The 15,312-nt window shown below is 69.9% G+C and carries 13 protein-coding genes; 5 read left to right on the top strand and 8 right to left on the bottom strand.

Annotated elements, in window-relative coordinates; genetic code table 11:
- Positions 1 to 68: 68 nt before the first annotated feature.
- Positions 69 to 1,535, bottom strand: coding sequence for a PucR family transcriptional regulator (locus I2W78_RS25225; protein WP_196462549.1), 1,467 nt, complete (start codon positions 1,533 to 1,535; stop codon positions 69 to 71).
- Between the two features lie 182 nt (positions 1,536 to 1,717).
- On the opposite strand from I2W78_RS25225, the gene I2W78_RS25230 reads away from it, so the two are divergent.
- Genes I2W78_RS25230 through I2W78_RS25240 form a run of 3 tightly spaced genes read left to right on the top strand, consistent with a single transcriptional unit; the run spans position 1,718 to position 5,894 of the window.
- The gene (locus tag I2W78_RS25230) at positions 1,718 to 3,181 is read left to right on the top strand and encodes a sodium:solute symporter (RefSeq protein WP_196462550.1); all 1,464 of its coding nucleotides are present in this window, start codon (positions 1,718 to 1,720) and stop codon (positions 3,179 to 3,181) included.
- Positions 3,182 to 3,237: 56 nt separating this feature from the next.
- Complete coding sequence (gene speB, locus I2W78_RS25235) at positions 3,238 to 4,212, top strand: agmatinase (RefSeq protein WP_196462551.1); 975 nt, start codon at positions 3,238 to 3,240, stop codon at positions 4,210 to 4,212.
- A complete protein-coding gene (locus I2W78_RS25240; protein WP_196462552.1) occupies positions 4,209 to 5,894 on the top strand; it encodes a thiamine pyrophosphate-binding protein in 1,686 nt (561 codons plus the stop codon). Before speB ends, I2W78_RS25240 begins: the two co-directional genes overlap by 4 nt.
- 6 nt (positions 5,895 to 5,900) lie before the next feature.
- On the opposite strand, the gene I2W78_RS25245 is transcribed toward I2W78_RS25240, so the two are convergent.
- The 7 genes from I2W78_RS25245 to I2W78_RS25270 all read right to left on the bottom strand — a co-directional run bounded on the left by I2W78_RS25245 (position 5,901) and on the right by I2W78_RS25270 (position 13,620).
- On the bottom strand, positions 5,901 to 6,260 hold the full coding sequence (locus tag I2W78_RS25245) for a peptidase inhibitor family I36 protein (RefSeq protein WP_196462553.1): 360 nt from the start codon (positions 6,258 to 6,260) through the stop codon (positions 5,901 to 5,903).
- 614 nt (positions 6,261 to 6,874) lie between these two features.
- Entirely contained in the window at positions 6,875 to 8,272 is a 1,398-nt protein-coding gene (locus I2W78_RS25250) for a DUF6177 family protein (protein ID WP_196462554.1), read from the bottom strand.
- Entirely contained in the window at positions 8,269 to 8,391 is a 123-nt protein-coding gene (locus I2W78_RS41195) for a hypothetical protein (protein ID WP_269066624.1), read from the bottom strand. Before I2W78_RS41195 ends, I2W78_RS25250 begins: the two co-directional genes overlap by 4 nt.
- 90 nt (positions 8,392 to 8,481) lie before the next feature.
- Entirely contained in the window at positions 8,482 to 9,342 is an 861-nt protein-coding gene (locus tag I2W78_RS25255) for a pentapeptide repeat-containing protein (protein ID WP_307783772.1), read from the bottom strand.
- A gap of 1 nt (position 9,343) precedes the next feature.
- Positions 9,344 to 12,130, bottom strand: a complete 2,787-nt coding sequence (locus I2W78_RS40710; protein ID WP_230886981.1) for a hypothetical protein — start codon at positions 12,128 to 12,130, stop codon at positions 9,344 to 9,346.
- The gene (locus tag I2W78_RS25265) at positions 12,127 to 12,519 is read right to left on the bottom strand and encodes a DUF6507 family protein (RefSeq protein ID WP_230885578.1); all 393 of its coding nucleotides are present in this window, start codon (positions 12,517 to 12,519) and stop codon (positions 12,127 to 12,129) included. The genes I2W78_RS40710 and I2W78_RS25265 overlap by 4 nt, the downstream gene beginning before the upstream one ends.
- A gap of 294 nt (positions 12,520 to 12,813) precedes the next feature.
- On the bottom strand, positions 12,814 to 13,620 hold the full coding sequence (locus I2W78_RS25270; protein WP_196462556.1) for an endonuclease I family protein: 807 nt from the start codon (positions 13,618 to 13,620) through the stop codon (positions 12,814 to 12,816).
- 270 nt (positions 13,621 to 13,890) lie between these two features.
- Between I2W78_RS25270 and I2W78_RS25275 the strand changes: the two genes are divergently transcribed.
- Together I2W78_RS25275 and I2W78_RS25280 are read left to right on the top strand one after the other, a co-directional pair.
- On the top strand, positions 13,891 to 14,721 hold the full coding sequence (locus I2W78_RS25275) for a DUF899 domain-containing protein (RefSeq protein WP_230885579.1): 831 nt from the start codon (positions 13,891 to 13,893) through the stop codon (positions 14,719 to 14,721).
- Between the two features lie 184 nt (positions 14,722 to 14,905).
- Positions 14,906 to 15,238, top strand: coding sequence for a hypothetical protein (locus I2W78_RS25280; protein ID WP_196462558.1), 333 nt, complete (start codon positions 14,906 to 14,908; stop codon positions 15,236 to 15,238).
- The last annotated feature ends 74 nt before the right edge of the window (positions 15,239 to 15,312 follow it).

A 15,312-nucleotide genomic window follows, 5' to 3' on the forward strand; every position in this document is an offset into this window, starting at 1 on the left:
CGCGCCCGGACCCGTCCCCGACGTCCCGCACGCTGGGACGTGGGTCACTCACACGAGGTCACAGGGCGTCACAACTGCCGCAGCGCGAACCACAGCTCCATCCGTACGTCCGGATCGTCCAGGTCCGCCTCCAACAGGGCCCCGCACCGGGCGATCCGCTGCCGGACGGTGTTGCGGTGCACCGACAGGGCGACGGCGGTGCGGTCCCAACTGCCGTGCAGGGACAGCCAGGTGCGCAGGGTGTCGGTGAGGGCGGGAGTCCCCGCGACCGGGGCCAGCAGGGCGCGGGCGTACGCCTCGGCCTCACCGCCCGGCACCAGGTCGGCGAGGGCGGGACGGCCGCCGTGCCGCACCAGCGGGGCGCGGGTGGCGCGGGCCCGGGCCAGCGCGCGGGCCGCCTGGGTGTCCGCGGCCGGCCACTCCCGGGGGTCGACGGGACCGCTGACGCCCAGGGCCCAGCCGGGGTGCGCGGCCGGTTCACGATCGGCGGGCAGCAGGACGCGTACGACGTCCTTGGCGAGGTCCACCAGCGGCGAACCCAGCGCCGCGCCGAGCGCCGAGGCGGCGACCGGGTCCGGGGCGTGCGCCTCGGGCCGCGCGTGCACGACCAGCCACCGCCCGGCGCCGAGCAGCGGGGCCACGGCCTCCGGCTCGGCGCCCAGCAGCAGCCGGACCAGCGCTGAGGAGCGGGCCGCGCCGGTGCCGCTCTGGTGCTCGCCGGTGAGGAGGGAGAGCAGCACGGCGGCGACGGAGGCGATGGCGTGGTCGGCGGGGTCGCGCTGCGGCGCGGCGACCCCGAGCACAAAACCCTGACCGGCGCCGAGGGCGTATGCGGAGAGGTGGGTGCCGGTGACGGTGTCGGTGGCGGAGGTGGGGGAGGGGCGTGCGTCTCCCGGCCGTACCACCCCCGCCAGCTCCCCCAGCGCCCCCCGTACCTCCTCCGCCGGCGCTCGGCCCGCCGTGGCGATCTCGGTGCCGTCGGTGCCGTACAGCACCGCCCATCCGCCCACCCGTTGGGCCAGCTGTCGCAGCACGGACGGCACCGGGTCGGGGCGGGCGGCGGCCGAGGCCAGGCTCTGCTGGGCCTCCGTCACCCGGCGCAGTTCGGCGTGCCGGGCCTGGGCCATGAGCTGCCAGACGGCGCGGGCGACGCCGGAGAACGTGGTCTGGGGCGGGACCTCCAGCAACGGCAGGCCGTACGCCTCGCAGGCCGCGACCAGCGCGCGCGGCACCGTGTCGTGCACCGGCGCCAGTCCGAAGCCGAGGGCCGCGCCGCCCGCCGCGACGATCCGCGAGACGTAGTCGTCGAAATACGTGCCCGAGCCCGCCGCCTCCGGGATGTGCACGCCGGCCGTGAGCAGCAGCTCGCCGCCCAGCAGGTACGGGTACGGGTCGGACATCTCCGAGGTGTGCGCCCCGTGGATCACGATGCCGGGGCCGGACGGCCCGGCGATCTGGCGCAGGGCCAGGTCCTCGCGGGCCAGGAGGGACGCGAGGGGCACGGGTGGCGTGGGGGGAACCGCTGGGTCCGGCATGGTGTGCGTTCCCTCCATCCCGTCCGGTCCGATTGGATGAAACGTACACTTCGCAGTCGCTTTCCAGCCACCTAGTGTCAGTCCAGACCAGTGGCCGCGGGTACGGGCGGATGTCCCCGCGAGGAGCCACCGCACACCCCATCTGCACGACACGCCACCGAGAGCGCGTGAAGGAGGCCCCCATGGCCGTCGACTACATCGTGATCGTCGTCTATCTGGCCGGCATGCTGGCCATGGGCTGGTGGGGCATGCGCCGCGCCAGGTCGAAGAGCGAGTTCCTGGTCGCCGGCCGCCGCCTCGGCCCGTCCATGTACTCCGGCACCATGGCGGCGATCGTCCTCGGCGGCGCGTCCACCATCGGCGGCGTGGGCCTCGGCTACCAGTACGGCCTGTCCGGCGCCTGGATGGTCTTCACCATCGGCCTCGGCCTGCTCGCCCTGTCGATCTTCTTCTCCGCCCGCATCGCCCGCCTGAAGGTCTACACCGTCTCCGAGATGCTGGACCTCCGGTACGGCGGCCGGGCGGGCGTGATCTCGGGCGTGGTCATGTGGGCGTACACCCTCATGCTCGCGGTGACGTCGACCATCGCGTACGCCACGATCTTCGACGTCCTGTTCGACATGAACCGCACCCTCGCGATCATCCTCGGCGGCTCGATCGTCGTCGCCTACTCGACGCTGGGCGGCATGTGGTCGATCACGCTGACCGACATGGTGCAGTTCGTGGTGAAGACGATCGGCGTGCTGCTCCTGCTCCTGCCCATCGCGGTCGTCAAGGCGGGCGGCTTCAGCGAGATGAAGGCCCAGCTGCCGACGGAGTACTTCGACCCGCTGGGCATCGGCGGCGAGACGATCTTCACCTACGTGCTCATCTACACGTTCGGCATGCTCATCGGCCAGGACATCTGGCAGCGCGTCTTCACCGCCCGCAGCGACAAGACCGCGAAGTGGGGCGGCACGGTCGCCGGCACCTACTGCCTGGCCTACGCCCTCGCCGGCGCCGTCATCGGTACCGCGGCCAAGGTGCTCTACCCCAACCTGGCCAGCGCGGACGACGCCTTCGCGACCATCGTCAAGGACGAACTGCCCGTCGGCGTGCGGGGCCTGGTGCTGGCCGCCGCGCTCGCCGCGGTGATGTCGACCTCGTCCGGCGCGCTGATCGCCTGCGCGACCGTCGCCAACAACGACATCTGGGCGCGGCTGCGCGGTGTCGTACGGCCCGGCGGTGGCGGTGAGCACGACGAGGTCAAGGGCAACCGGACCTTCATCCTGATCATGGGCCTCGCCGTGATCGGTACGGCGATCGCGCTCAACGACGTCGTCGAGGCGCTGACGGTGGCGTACAACCTGCTGGTCGGCGGGCTGCTCGTGCCGATCCTCGGCGGGCTGCTGTGGAAGCGCGGCACCGCGCAGGGCGCGCTGGCCGCCGTGGCCGTCGGTGGCGTCGCGGTGATCGCGCTGATGGCGACGTACGGGATCCTCGCCAACGAGCCCGTCTACTACGGCCTGCTGTCCTCGCTGGCCGCCTACCTGATCGTCTCGCTGGCCACGCCCGCCACCGACGAGGCGGTGCTGGCCGCCTGGCGGGAGCGACTGGCCGGGCGGGCACCCGAACCCGTGTCCGAGCAGGTCCCGGCTCACCAGTAGAGTCGTAGCACAAGCAGTGCATACGCGATGAAGCGTAAGAAAGAAGGCATTTCACCATGAGCAGCAACGAGACGCCGACCCCCCGCGGCCCCGTCGACTCGTCCCGCGTCCCGCGGTACGCCGGTCCCGCGACCTTCGCCCGGCTGCCCCGCCTCGACGAGGTCGGCACCGCCGACGTCGCCGTCGTGGGCGTGCCGTTCGACTCGGGCGTCTCGTACCGGCCGGGCGCCCGCTTCGGCGGCAACGCGATCCGCGAGGCGTCCCGGCTGCTGCGCCCCTACAACCCGGCGCAGGACGCGTCCCCCTTCGCCCTCGCCCAGGTCGCGGACGGCGGCGACATCGCCGTGAACCCCTTCAACATCAACGAGGCCGTGGAGACCGTCGAGGCGGCCGCCGACGACCTGCTCGGCACCGGCGCCCGCCTGATGACGCTGGGCGGCGACCACACCATCGCGCTGCCGCTGCTCCGGTCGGTGGCGAAGAAGCACGGTCCGGTCGCGCTGCTGCACTTCGACGCCCACCTCGACACCTGGGACACGTACTTCGGCGCCGAGTACACGCACGGCACCCCGTTCCGCCGCGCGGTGGAGGAAGGCATCCTCGACACCTCCGCGCTCTCCCACGTCGGCACCCGCGGCCCGCTGTACGGCAAGCAGGACCTCACCGACGACGAGAAGATGGGCTTCGGCATCGTCACCTCCGCGGACGTCTACCGCCGGGGCGCCGACGAGGTGGCCGACCAGCTGCGCCAGCGCATCGGCGACAGGCCCCTCTACATCTCCATCGACATCGACTGCCTCGACCCGGCGCACGCGCCCGGCACGGGCACGCCCGAGGCCGGCGGCATGACCTCCCGCGAGCTGCTGGAGATCCTGCGCGGCCTGGCATCCTGCAACCTGGTGTCCGCCGACGTCGTCGAGGTGGCCCCCGCGTACGACCACGCGGAGATCACGTCGGTGGCGGCCTCCCACACGGCGTACGAACTGACCACGATCATGTCCCGACAGATTGCCGAGGCACGCGCGAAGTGACGCACGACCACGACCTGGTACTCCGCCCGACGCCCGCCCAGACGGAGGCCGCCCTCAACCCTCCCCCCGGCCGCAACGGCGGAGACCTGGTCGTGGAGACACTGGCCGGGCTCGGCGCGACGACGGTCTTCGGCCTGCCCGGCCAGCACGCGCTCGGCATGTTCGACGCGCTGCGCCGCTCGGACCTGCGGTACGTGGGCCTGCGGGTGGAGAACAACGCCGGTTTCGCGGCGGACGCGTACGGCCGGATCACCGGTGAGGCGGCGCCGCTGCTGCTGTCGACGGGGCCGGGCGCGCTGACCTCGCTGGCCGCGCTCCAGGAGGCGCGCGCGGCCTCCGCCCCCGTACTGGCGATCAGCAGCCAGATCCCTTCCGCCGGTCTCGGCGGCGGCCGCCACGGCTATCTGCACGAACTCCCCGACCAGGCCGCCTCGTTCAGGGGCGTGGTCAAGTCCGTCCACACCGTCCGTACGCAGTCCCAGATCCCGTCGGCGATCGCGGAGGCGTGGCGGTCGGCGCTGACGGCTCCGCACGGGCCGGTGTGGGTGGAGATCCCGCAGGACGTGCTGCTGGCCGAGACGTCGCTGCCCGTGGTGACGGGGGTGGACGCGACGCCGGAGGAGGTCGTGCCGCGCCCCGAACTCACGGCGGTGGCGGCCGACCTGCTCTTCCGGGCCGAACGCCCGGCGATCATCGCGGGTGGGGGCGTCGTACGGGCGGACGCGTCGGGCAAGCTGCGGCAGCTGGCGGAGCGGCTCCAGGCGCCCGTCGTGACGACCTTCGGCGGCAAGGGGGCGTTCCCGTGGGAGCACCCGCTGTCGCTGCAGTCCTGGCTGGAGGACCGTCATATGACGGACTTCCTGGAGGACGCGGACGTCCTGCTCGTCGTCGGCTCGGGCCTCGGCGAACTCTCCTCGAACTACCACACGTTCAAGCCGCGCGGCCGGGTCGTCCAGATCGAGGCGGACCTCGGCAAGCTGGAGTCCAACCACCCGGCGCTGGGTATCCACGCGGACGCGCGCCTGGCGTTGCAGGCGCTGCTGGAGACGGTGGAGGAGCGGGACGACACGGGCGCGCCGGAGCGCGTCCGTGACCTGCTGGCGCGGATCGCCGACCGGATCGCCGCCCAGGAACTCACCCTGGAGCAGCAGCTGCTGACGTCGGTCCGCCGCGCGTTGCCGTCCGACTCCCCGTCCTTCTGGGACATGACGATCCTGGCGTACTGGGCCTGGTCGGCCTTCGACCCGAAGGCCCCCAACACCATGCACTCCGCCCAGGGCGCCGGAGGCCTCGGCTACGGCTTCCCGGCGGCACTGGGCGCGGCGGCCGCCGACCCGACCCGCCCGGTGCTGGCGGTGTCGGGCGACGGCGGCGCCCTGTACTCGATCGCCGAGCTGGCGACGGCCCGGCAGTACGACCTGAACGTCACCTGGCTGATCGTCGACGACGGCGGTTACGGCATCCTGCGCGAGTACATGACCGACACCTTCGGCCAGGCCACGGCGACGGAACTGACCCGCCCCGACTATGTGGCGCTGGCCCAGTCCTTCGGCGTCCCGGGCGTCCGGACGACCCCCGGGACCCTGGAACAGGACCTGGCGAAGGCACTGGCGTCACCGGGGCCGTCGGTGGTGGTGCTTCCGGCGGTGCTGCGGATGTTCGCGGCTACGCATCTGGGATAGCTCCGATCAACAGGCGCCCGGGCCGACGCCGTCGATGCGGCCGCCGAAGTCGCCGCGGTAGCGGGAGCGCCAGTCGCCGTTGAAGACGTCGCGCTTCTCGACCGGATCCCAGTTGATGAAGCAGGCGCGGGTGCTCGCGACGAACGAGCCGACGTGATCGTGCAGGTTGGGCGGCATGTCGCGGTAGCCGCTGCGGGCCGTCCACTCCCAGGAGTCACCGCCGAAGCCCTCACCGCTCCAGAAGCACACCGACCCGTCCGGACAGGCGGGCGGCGCGGCCGCCTCGGCGGCGACCGCGCCGTGCGACGGCAGGACGAGGGCGGTCAGGGCGAGGGCGGCGACGACCGACCAGGAACGAAGCTTCATGTGGCTCCTCCGGTAACTGCGGTACGCCCCCGGCGGGTTTGCCCGGGGCGCCCTGCCATGGTCCCGAGGGGATGCGGCGGCATGCCCGGCTGCCGGGGCCGCACACCACCTCTTGGAGGGAACCGGAAGCACGTCGTAGGGAGGGCGTTCCCGGTGGTGCAGGCCGGTGCCCGAGGCCGGCGGACGTGCCCTTTCGGCCCCGTGAGCTGGGCCGGTGGGCAGGTGCCCGCCGCGCTGTCGGTCGCCGTGGTGGCGGTGTTCTGCGCGGTGACCCTCGCGGTGGCCGTACGCCGCTTCTCCGGGCGGATCGAAACGGCACGATTTCCTGCCGCAGCAGGCAAGGTGGTCCACGGCGTCGGTGCGGCCCGCCCTGTGCAGCGGGCCGACTGGGCTGTGCGGGGCGAATCCGGTGCCTGCCTCGGCGGCCCCGCGGCACCAGGCCGACGCCTCAACCGCCCGTCCGGTGCAGCGGGTTGCCCTGTCGCCCCGCGAACCCAGCCAGGAGGGTGAGCGCAGGTGCTGCCCGCGTCGGTGTATGGCGGGATGCAGCACCGAGCGAGAAAGGCCCACAGACGTCGGACCAGACTGCCGCCGCGCAGGGCCCGGCTGGGTGGTCACTTCCGCTTCAGGTGGCGGGTGAGGTGCTGGAACGTGGTCCAGGCCTGGGGGTCGGTGCCGTCGCCCAGGGGGTAGTGGAGGGCGGTTGGTGCCGCGCGGCCGAGCCGCACGGGCGTGCCCTGCTGCGGGTGTTCGGCGCGGGCCGGGCCGATGTGCTCAGCCTCGTCGTGTCCAAGGGTGAATGCGACTGGAATCGGGGGGTGTTCGAGGCGCGCGGGGACGGTCAGGTCGCGGCGGGCGATGCGGAGCGCGGTGAGCAGGGTGACGAGGCCGTGCTGGGCGTCGAGTTCGGCTGCGAGGTCCTCGATGGCGTCCAGAGGCGGGGTCTCGTCGCCGCTGTAACCGAGGGCGAGGGTGATGTCCTCCTCGACGCCCGATGGTGTGCGCAGCACGCGCTCGGTGGCGAGGGCCGGGCGGTCGGGGTGTCCGACGGCGATCAGCCACGTGGGGTGGGGGGCGCGTGCGCGGGCGAGCTCGGTCAACTGGCGGGTAGACCAAGGGAGGTTGACCGGCTCCGCGGTGCTCCATCCTGCGGGCGGGGTACCGGTCAGGTGTCGGAAGGCGGTCTCCAGCGCGTGGCCGAGGATGAGAACCTCGTCGGCGGCGTGCCGGGTTCTCAGGGTGAGGATCAGCTGACGGTCGCCGTTGTCGGCCCTGGCCGTGAAGGCCTCGGCGTTCCGGGTGTTGCCCCTGTCGTCGCGTACGGGGGTGAAGGTGCCAGCCTTCCAGTGGAGTACCGCGCCGGACAGGCCGTCGTAGTAGCCGTGCTCGGGGTCTTGGACAACCCAGCGGTTGGGCAGGCCGCGCAGTGCGCTGCGGGTGGGCAGGGTGAGGCGTGCCGTGGGCGGGGTGACGATCTGCAGGGCGCGGTCGGTGGCGGTGGTGGTGCGCAGGGTGTCGGAGAGCCAGCTGGTCATGGCGACCAGAGGGCGGTCCTGGATGACCACGGCCGTCGAGTCGGTGAGGAGGTCCACGGCGGGGGCGCCGGTGGCAGGAGCCGGGATCGCGGAGATGTCGGTGGTGAGGGGGACGACGTCGGTGGTGGCGGCCTCCGGTGGCCAGACCGTGCCACCCAGCACGGTGGCCAGCCGTCCGGCGAAGGAGCCGGCGAGGCGTCCGGCATCGGCGACGGCGGTGGAGGCGCGGGCCTCGGTCCACCACATCGGCTGGTCCCCGACCGGGTGCTGCAGCAGACGGGCTGCTTCGCCGGGCACCTGGATGAGGATGGGCGACTCGACGGAGACCAGAGGTCGGCCGTCGGGGGCGCACAGCTGGACGACGGCGCCGTCCGCCAGGGTGTTCACACCGAGGTCGGGGCCGCCGGCGTACAGGCCCGCCAGGAGGGCGGGGAGGTCCGGCACGGTGGCGGTGAGAGCGATGACGTCCTTGGTCACGGGCTTGCTTCACCTGCTTCACCTGCGAGGGCGGTCTGGATCAGCTGGTACGAGCGGGCGCGGCTGATGATTGTGTCGACCAGGGTGACCCGGTTGAGCACCGTACGGCTGTTGGTCACTCTGCCGGACACCCTCCCTGCACTGCCACGGTGGCCTGTGCCACCGCCCTTCGCCTTCCTGCTGTCATGACTTTTCGCCTGTTGGGCCGGCTATGTGTTCTCTTCCGTGACCTTTTCAATGAATGCGATCGCTTCCGCTTCACTGATCTCCACGTGGTCGACCTCGTTGTGCCCCAGCTCGTAGAGCCGCAGGTACTCGGTTGGTTCCCAGCGCAGGTTCCTGGTGAATGCCTCGTCATGCGCTACGCCGTTCACGATGCGGCGTCTGACGATGCCCTGAGGATTGCTGCGCGAGTAGCCCTCGCTGAACTTGGCGTAGTAAGTAATGCCACCGCAGCGCGGGCCGAGAACACGTACGTTCGCTCCACGGCTGTTCAGCCACCGCTCGAGTTCCAGTCCGTCGATCTCACGCCGTACGCCTGCCTGGTCGATGGCCGCAGGGCCGAAGAGCGTGCCAGAGAGCCCGCGCACGACTGTGTGCTCGTCGAGTACCGCCTTCAAGGACGTCTCACGCACTGACGCGTTGGTGAGATCGGCGCTCGCCAGCTTGACGTCGATCAAGGATGCGCCATCGAGCTTGGCTCGTCGAAAGCGAGCTGATCGGGCGTCGACTGCCCAGAGGCTGGTACTTCCCAGGTCTGCATCGTCCAAAGTGGCACCGCGCAGGGAAGCCTCATCGAGCTCAGCCTTGACCAGCGACGCGCTGGAGAGGTCGGCCTCATCGAGCACCGCGCCTTCCAGATGTGCCCGATAGAGGTCGGTGCCAACGAGTTTGGCGCTTCGGAGGACGGTCTGTGTCAGGAGCGCCATGGCCAGGTCCGCACCTGACAGGTCGGCCTGGGACAGGTCGAGTGACGAAGCGTCCAGAAGCGAGTCAGCCTGCTCCGCCCACTCCCGGAGAGCGGCAGCAGCTTCCTCGTCAGGCGGCATCATCCGGACGACTCGGTTCACGTCACGGATACCAGACAACTCGATCACTCCACCCGTGCTGCTCGACGATCGACTTGACGTCGTCGATCGCCGCTTGGTTGGCATTGCGCATGTCGAGGATAACTATGCGCCGCTTGGTGGCAATCTGGTCCTCCAGCTTGCGCACCCACCCCTGGTTGTTCGACGGGTTGTAGGCTCCCTTGAACGGCAGTGTCTTGTCGCGGACATTGTTGAGTGGGGGCCAGTCCGAGTGCACTCCCTTGATGTCGTAGAACTCTCCGGTGCTCGGCGAATAGAGATCTCCCTGATTGGCGCCAGGGGGTCGCTGAATGTCGGTGGGGACTTTTCCGTTTTCGCGTAGGTCGAGCGCGACGCGGGCTTCGTCCATTTCCGACGGCTTCACTTTACCCTTGTGATCAGGGTCCTGCTTCAGCTGGTCGAAGTCATCGCTGTACCGCTGCGCGAGATCATTCAGGTGCGCATCGTGAGCTGTGCGCTGCTCCGGGGTGAGTTCCGGAGGCGGCCCGTTCCCGTGCACAGACTCATCGCTGTGCCGCCCTAGGCCGACGTCGGGCGCGTCGGTGGATCCCGTGCCGCGCAGATCATGGTCAAGCCGAATCGAGTCCGCTCCGTGGGGGACCGGAACCCTGTCGAACAGATCGTTCTGCGCGGCCTGAACAGCGGCGAGTTCATCGCTGGAGAGGCCAGGGAGCCGCCCCTTCTCGTAGAGGGCGTGGGTGTCCATCTTGGCGACGAAGCTCTCAGGGGTGTGGAACTGCACCTCGAAGATCTGACCAGTCGAAGGGTCCCGCCACGTTGAATTGATGCCCTTGTATCCCGAAGACTCCCAGGTGTTCTTGAACGTGACATTCTCGAACCCGCGGGCACGTAGATCGTCGACCGCCTGCTGCACGCCGTGTGAGTAGTCCCTGGGGGGAATCTCAACTGTGTATCGAAGGGAATCTCTGATGTTGGCCAGAGCCCGCTCCGGCGTCAGTCGGGCGTCTTCGAGCAAGGCTGTGGCGACCTTGCGCTTGAGAGAATCCTCGCCCTTCAGGCGGTATTCGAGACCGTTGAGCTTCCCGTGCTCGACATGACCGGCAGCCGCTTGAACAGCCTCCGTGATGTGTGGCTCGGTCGCCAAGGCCCGGTCCATGAACTGGTCGGTGGCGGCATTCTCCTCCGGACTGAGTCTCAGTCCCTTGGGCCCTTCCCATGAACCGTCCGGGAGGTTGCCTCCAGGCTCCATGGGGCCGTCGGGCAGATGCGAACCTCCGCCGACCGGCGGGCCTCCAGAGTCACTGCCACCACCGCCCGGCACGGAAGAGTCCGAGTGCGCGGTGCCTGTCCCGTCAGGGATATCGCGGCTGTGCCCCAGAGAGGTCTCACTAGCGACTGCGGCCCCGTGGCTTGACTGTGGCGACGCGCTGTCGCCGATGTGAGCCGTGGCCTCAGGAGTACGGGACCCTGCACTAACACCTGCGAGTTCCCTCTGCGAGGGTGTCCCGTGCTGAGCGGCGCGTACGTCGGCGGGCGACTCCTGGCGCGGAGTGTCGCTGATGGCGTTGCCGTCGCGGTCGAGGGGGATGAATTCGCCGTCCTCGATGCGGACCTTGGAGCCATCGGAGAGTTCCAGCACGCTGTGCGGGGCACGCAGGTCCGGGATGCCGTTCACGCCGCGCAGGTTCTCCGCTACCTGGGCGATCCTTGGTAGCGCATGCCCCGTCACCTTGGCCGCAGCACCAATCGGGTCGATGGCGTCGCCGACCTTCGCGACCGTGGTGGCGACCTTCGCAGCGGCACCCGCCTTGCCCGCGGAGGCGACCTTGAGTGGGCCGGCGCCCAGGGTGAGGCCGTTGAAGACGACGGTGGCGGCGGCGCGGGCCGGATTTTCCTTCCACATGTCCCAGGCGACGAGGGACTTGGCAAACTCCTTGGCGTTCCCCTTGCTGTCCTGGGCGAAGTCGGACGCGAAGACCCCGGTGGGCTTCTGGCCGCCGGACTCCATGAGATAGGTCTCGGCCCCGACCACCACCCGGACCAGGCCTTCCCAGGACTGCTTGGCCTTGTCCGAGCCGTGGGCGCCGAACAGCGTCGCGAGACCGTCGATGGTGCCCCAGACGTTGTCGACGATCAGCCCGTCCCAGAAGAAACTCTTGGCGTAGTAGCCGAGGTCGTCCGGGTCCCACCAGTCGTGGGACTGGGCGACCGGTGTCCCCCAGGGGAGTTCCTTGGCCTGGTCCAGCACCTCGGCACTGTGCCCATAGAGTTCCGCGTCGAGCGGCTTGAACTGCTTGGCGCCGGTGTTCATGACGTACTGGGTGCCGCCGACCAGGGCCGTGATCTTGTTGTTGCATGCGATCTCAGCGGCCGTGAACGCAGCCTGGGCGGCCGCCACTTCATGCATCAGGGTTTGGTGCTCTTGGACCTTGTCCGCGGCATCGGTCCAGGACTCGTCGAACTCCCCGCCGGCCGTCCTGAGCCCCGCCACGAACGCGGTCGCCTGGTTCTGCAGGTGCTCCAACCGCTTGGCGATCGGCGCGACTTCGGCCGCGTAGGTGCGCAGGGCGTTGGCCACCGCGGCGACCTTGTCCGCGAATCTGTCGGCCGCCTCGCGTGCCGGTGCGGTGGACGCGAAGAGGTCCTCCGCCTCCGGGGCCTGGTAGAAGGCCGACAGCCCCTGGAACTGCCGGTGGGCTTCCCCGCCGGCCTGGCGGATGCCGTCCGCCTGGACCCGCAGGGCATCGGTGTGCTGCTCCAACTGGCCGAGATCGCCGGTGAACAGCGGGATCGAGTCCGGCTTGATCACAGGCGGCCCGCCTTCCAGCCGTCCGGCATATCGGGCCGGACCAGTCCGGCCGCCCGCTGCTGCGCCTCGGCCGCCATCTCCAGGTCGCCTTGCTGGTACGCGACGGTGGCCTGCACCGCGGCAGTGACGGACTTGCCGATACGTGTACCGATGAACTGCAGTTCATCGGTCGTGCCCTCGATGAACTCCGCGAGCGCGGCGGCCACCAGCCCGGCCTGCCCCTTGTGCTCCCCGCTCGCCCCACCCGGGGCAAGCGTCCCTGCAGAGGTGGCCGCGCCTTCCAGATCACCCGAGTACGCCTGGACGATGTCATCCAGGACCTTCATGACGTCTCCGACAGTCGAGAGCACACCTCCGACCCCGGACGGAGATATGTCCCACCCCGGCATGCGTCTGGCCCCGTTTCTCTCCCCGTAACTGCGATTCCGCTGCCGTCCGCTACGCCGCGTACTTCATCAACCCATCCCCGTATGCGTCGAATGTGACGTGCAGTTCGTCGAACATCCTCTCGCATCACGAGTTGCAGGCGCAACGCGGAAGGGGGGCGAAGTGGCGTGAACCAGTTCATCGACGGCCGTGGAAACACCGACGACTCGCCCCCACTGCGCGGCGTTACCGAGGCTGAGTTCCCCATGATCGTGCGTACTGAGGAACTCGGCCCCGTGTGCGGTGTCCGTCGATGGCTACCAGATCGCCTCCACCCACTCCGGGTGGTCGATGAACGGGTTGCGGTTGCCCTGGTACGAGTTGTAGATGACGTCGTTGCGGCGTTCCTCGAAGGTGCTCGGGGGGTCCTGTTCGTGCCACTGCTTCAGGACGGAGAGGCGGCCGTGGTAAGGGACGCTGCCGTTGGAGACCGAGTCGTTGGGCTCCAGGTCGGGCCAGCTGTCGTCGCCCTCGTAGCGGACGGCCATGTAGAGGATCATGCGGGCCACGTCGCCCTTGACGGCGTCACGCGGCTCGAAGGAGTTGGAGTCGGTGAGGCTGCCGCCGCTGTTGGTGAAGCCGCTGCCGCCGTTGTCGAAGTCCTTGTTGCCGCGGACGGAGTTGACCTGGACGTCCTCGGGGCGCAGGTGGTGCAGGTCGGTGCCGGGGCCGGCGGACGTGCCGAAGTCGCCGTGCGACTGGGCCCAGACGTGCTCGCGGTTCCAGTTGCCGGTGTTGCCGCCGTTGAGGGACTTGCTGCGGGAGATGCCCGAGTACAGCAGGATCACGTTGTTGCTGTTGTTGGGGTCCTGGTCGGTGACCTTCAGCGCGTTCCAGACGGCGGAGTAGGAGAGCTTCGTCTGGTTGCCGATGATCGTGTGCAGCGAGGACTTGAGGCTGGTACCCGTCTTGCCGATCGCGTTCTTGTAGTACGTCGAGTCGTACGCGGTCGTCGTGGCCGCCGCCGGGGTCGCGGTCAGCGTCGGTGTGATGAGGCCGACCAGGACGGCGGCCGTCGTCAGCGCCACTGACTTCCAGCGGCGGCGTATGCGTCTCGCCAGCATGTGGGGTGTCCCATCTACGCGGGTTGAATGGAGGCGGCAAATGGGAGAGTGGCATGGACATGTAGTGGTGTCGAGGGCTTGTACGTGTCCATTGGGTGTCGGGAAACGGCAAATCGGATTTTGGTTACGCGAGTTGAGGTGCCGAGGCGTCTCCGACCCGAAAGCCGGGGCCGTGCAGGGCCCGTCGCGGCGTCGCCCGCCCGGTGCGAAGGCCCACCGCCGCACGCGTACGGTGGACGTATGGCCTCCCTTACAGGAGGGAAAGGCGCGATGCCCGAGCACAAGGTCGGCACACAGGAAGAGTTCGACGCGGCCCGAGCCGAGCTGCTCGTGGAGGAGAAGGAGCTCACCCGTCGGAACGACGAGCTCGCACGGAAGCGGCGGGAGCTTCCCTGGGTGCCCGTCGAGAAGGACTACCGCTTCGAGACCGAGGACGGGGCGAAGTCACTCGCGGACCTCTTCGACGGGCGCTCGCAGCTGCTCGTCTACCACTTCATGTTCGGCCCGCCCTACGACGCCGGATGCACGGTCTGCTCCTCGATCGCGGACACCCTCGACCCCAACGTCGTCCACCTCAAGGCCCGCGACGTGACGCTGATCTGCTCCTCACGGGCGCCACTCGACAAGCTCCTGGCATACCGGGCGCGCATGGGCTGGAGCTTCGACTGGGTCTCCGCGGGCGGCAGCGACTTCCACCGCGACCTCGGCTTCCAGTACGCCGAGGAGGACCTGAGGCCGTTCCTGGAAGGCAACATCCCACCGACGGTGCGCCAGATGGCCGAGCTGTCCGGCACGGACGTACGCGGATACGTCACCGAGGGTCCCGGGCTGAGCGCCTACCTGCTCTCGCACGGCACGGTCTATCGGACGTACCTCACCACCGCGCGTGGCCTCGAACCGGTCATGGCCTACTACGGCCTCCTGGACCGGGCGCCGATGGGCCGCCACGAGGAGGGTGAGCAGATGTTCTGGCTGCGCCGCCACGACGAGTACGGGGCCAAGACAGCCGCCACCCCGCAGACCCGGAGTACGAGTGGCGATCGAGCGGGTCCCGGCGGGCCTGAGCCGCGGAGCGGGCGCTCCGGTCCCCAGTCGCAGTGAAAAGGGGGCGGGGTGACAATGGGGAGGCGGGCCTCCCTCGATTCGGCCCCGGTCCCCGGCGGGGAGATCGCGCTCGTGGCGCGGCCAGGGACGTCAGTGTCGGACGGTGTCGGCGGCTGAGGTCTGTCCGGGGCTGCGGGCGTGCAGCCCGCCACTTCACGACTCCTCCCGGTTAGGAAGACTCATGAACCGGCCCACACGCCTCCTCACCCTCGGCGCCCTCGTGGCCGCCCCGCTCGTATCTGCCCCGACCGCCCTCGCGGCGGTCCCCCAGTCCCCGCCGGCCGCCGTCCCGGCCGCGACCTGTTCAGTCTCGGGCGTCCTCGAGAACGGGAAGGTGCACCTGTCCGGCGGCGGCTTCACCCCGGGCCCGGCCTATGTGTTCGGGTCGGCCGGCTTCGGCGGGACGGTCGAGATCGCCCAGAACGGAGGCTTCCAGATCATGAACGTGCCGCCCGCTCAGTACACCGTCCGGCAGGGCGGCGAACTGACCCAGTGCAGCGGCTTCAGCGGCTAGTACTGCAACGGAGCGGTCGTCGGCGATCCTCGTCCTGCGCGGGCCTTGGACCGGGGCCGCCGGGCGGTCGGAAA

This window comes from Streptomyces spinoverrucosus (genome assembly GCF_015712165.1).
Taxonomy (GTDB): Bacteria; Actinomycetota; Actinomycetes; order Streptomycetales; family Streptomycetaceae; genus Streptomyces; species Streptomyces spinoverrucosus_A.

Excerpts from the sequence above, each read along its gene's own strand:
- I2W78_RS25225 (WP_196462549.1), bottom strand. The coding sequence starts at position 1,535 with ATGCCGGACCCAGCGGTTCCCCCCACGCCACCCGTGCCCCTCGCGTCC.
- I2W78_RS25230 (WP_196462550.1), top strand. The coding sequence starts at position 1,718 with ATGGCCGTCGACTACATCGTGATCGTCGTCTATCTGGCCGGCATGCTG.
- speB (WP_196462551.1), top strand. The coding sequence starts at position 3,238 with ATGAGCAGCAACGAGACGCCGACCCCCCGCGGCCCCGTCGACTCGTCC.
- I2W78_RS25245 (WP_196462553.1), bottom strand. The coding sequence starts at position 6,260 with ATGAAGCTTCGTTCCTGGTCGGTCGTCGCCGCCCTCGCCCTGACCGCC.
- I2W78_RS25265 (WP_230885578.1), bottom strand. The coding sequence starts at position 12,519 with ATGCCGGGGTGGGACATATCTCCGTCCGGGGTCGGAGGTGTGCTCTCG.
- I2W78_RS25270 (WP_196462556.1), bottom strand. The coding sequence starts at position 13,620 with ATGCTGGCGAGACGCATACGCCGCCGCTGGAAGTCAGTGGCGCTGACG.
- I2W78_RS25275 (WP_230885579.1), top strand. The coding sequence starts at position 13,891 with ATGCCCGAGCACAAGGTCGGCACACAGGAAGAGTTCGACGCGGCCCGA.
- I2W78_RS25280 (WP_196462558.1), top strand. The coding sequence starts at position 14,906 with ATGAACCGGCCCACACGCCTCCTCACCCTCGGCGCCCTCGTGGCCGCC.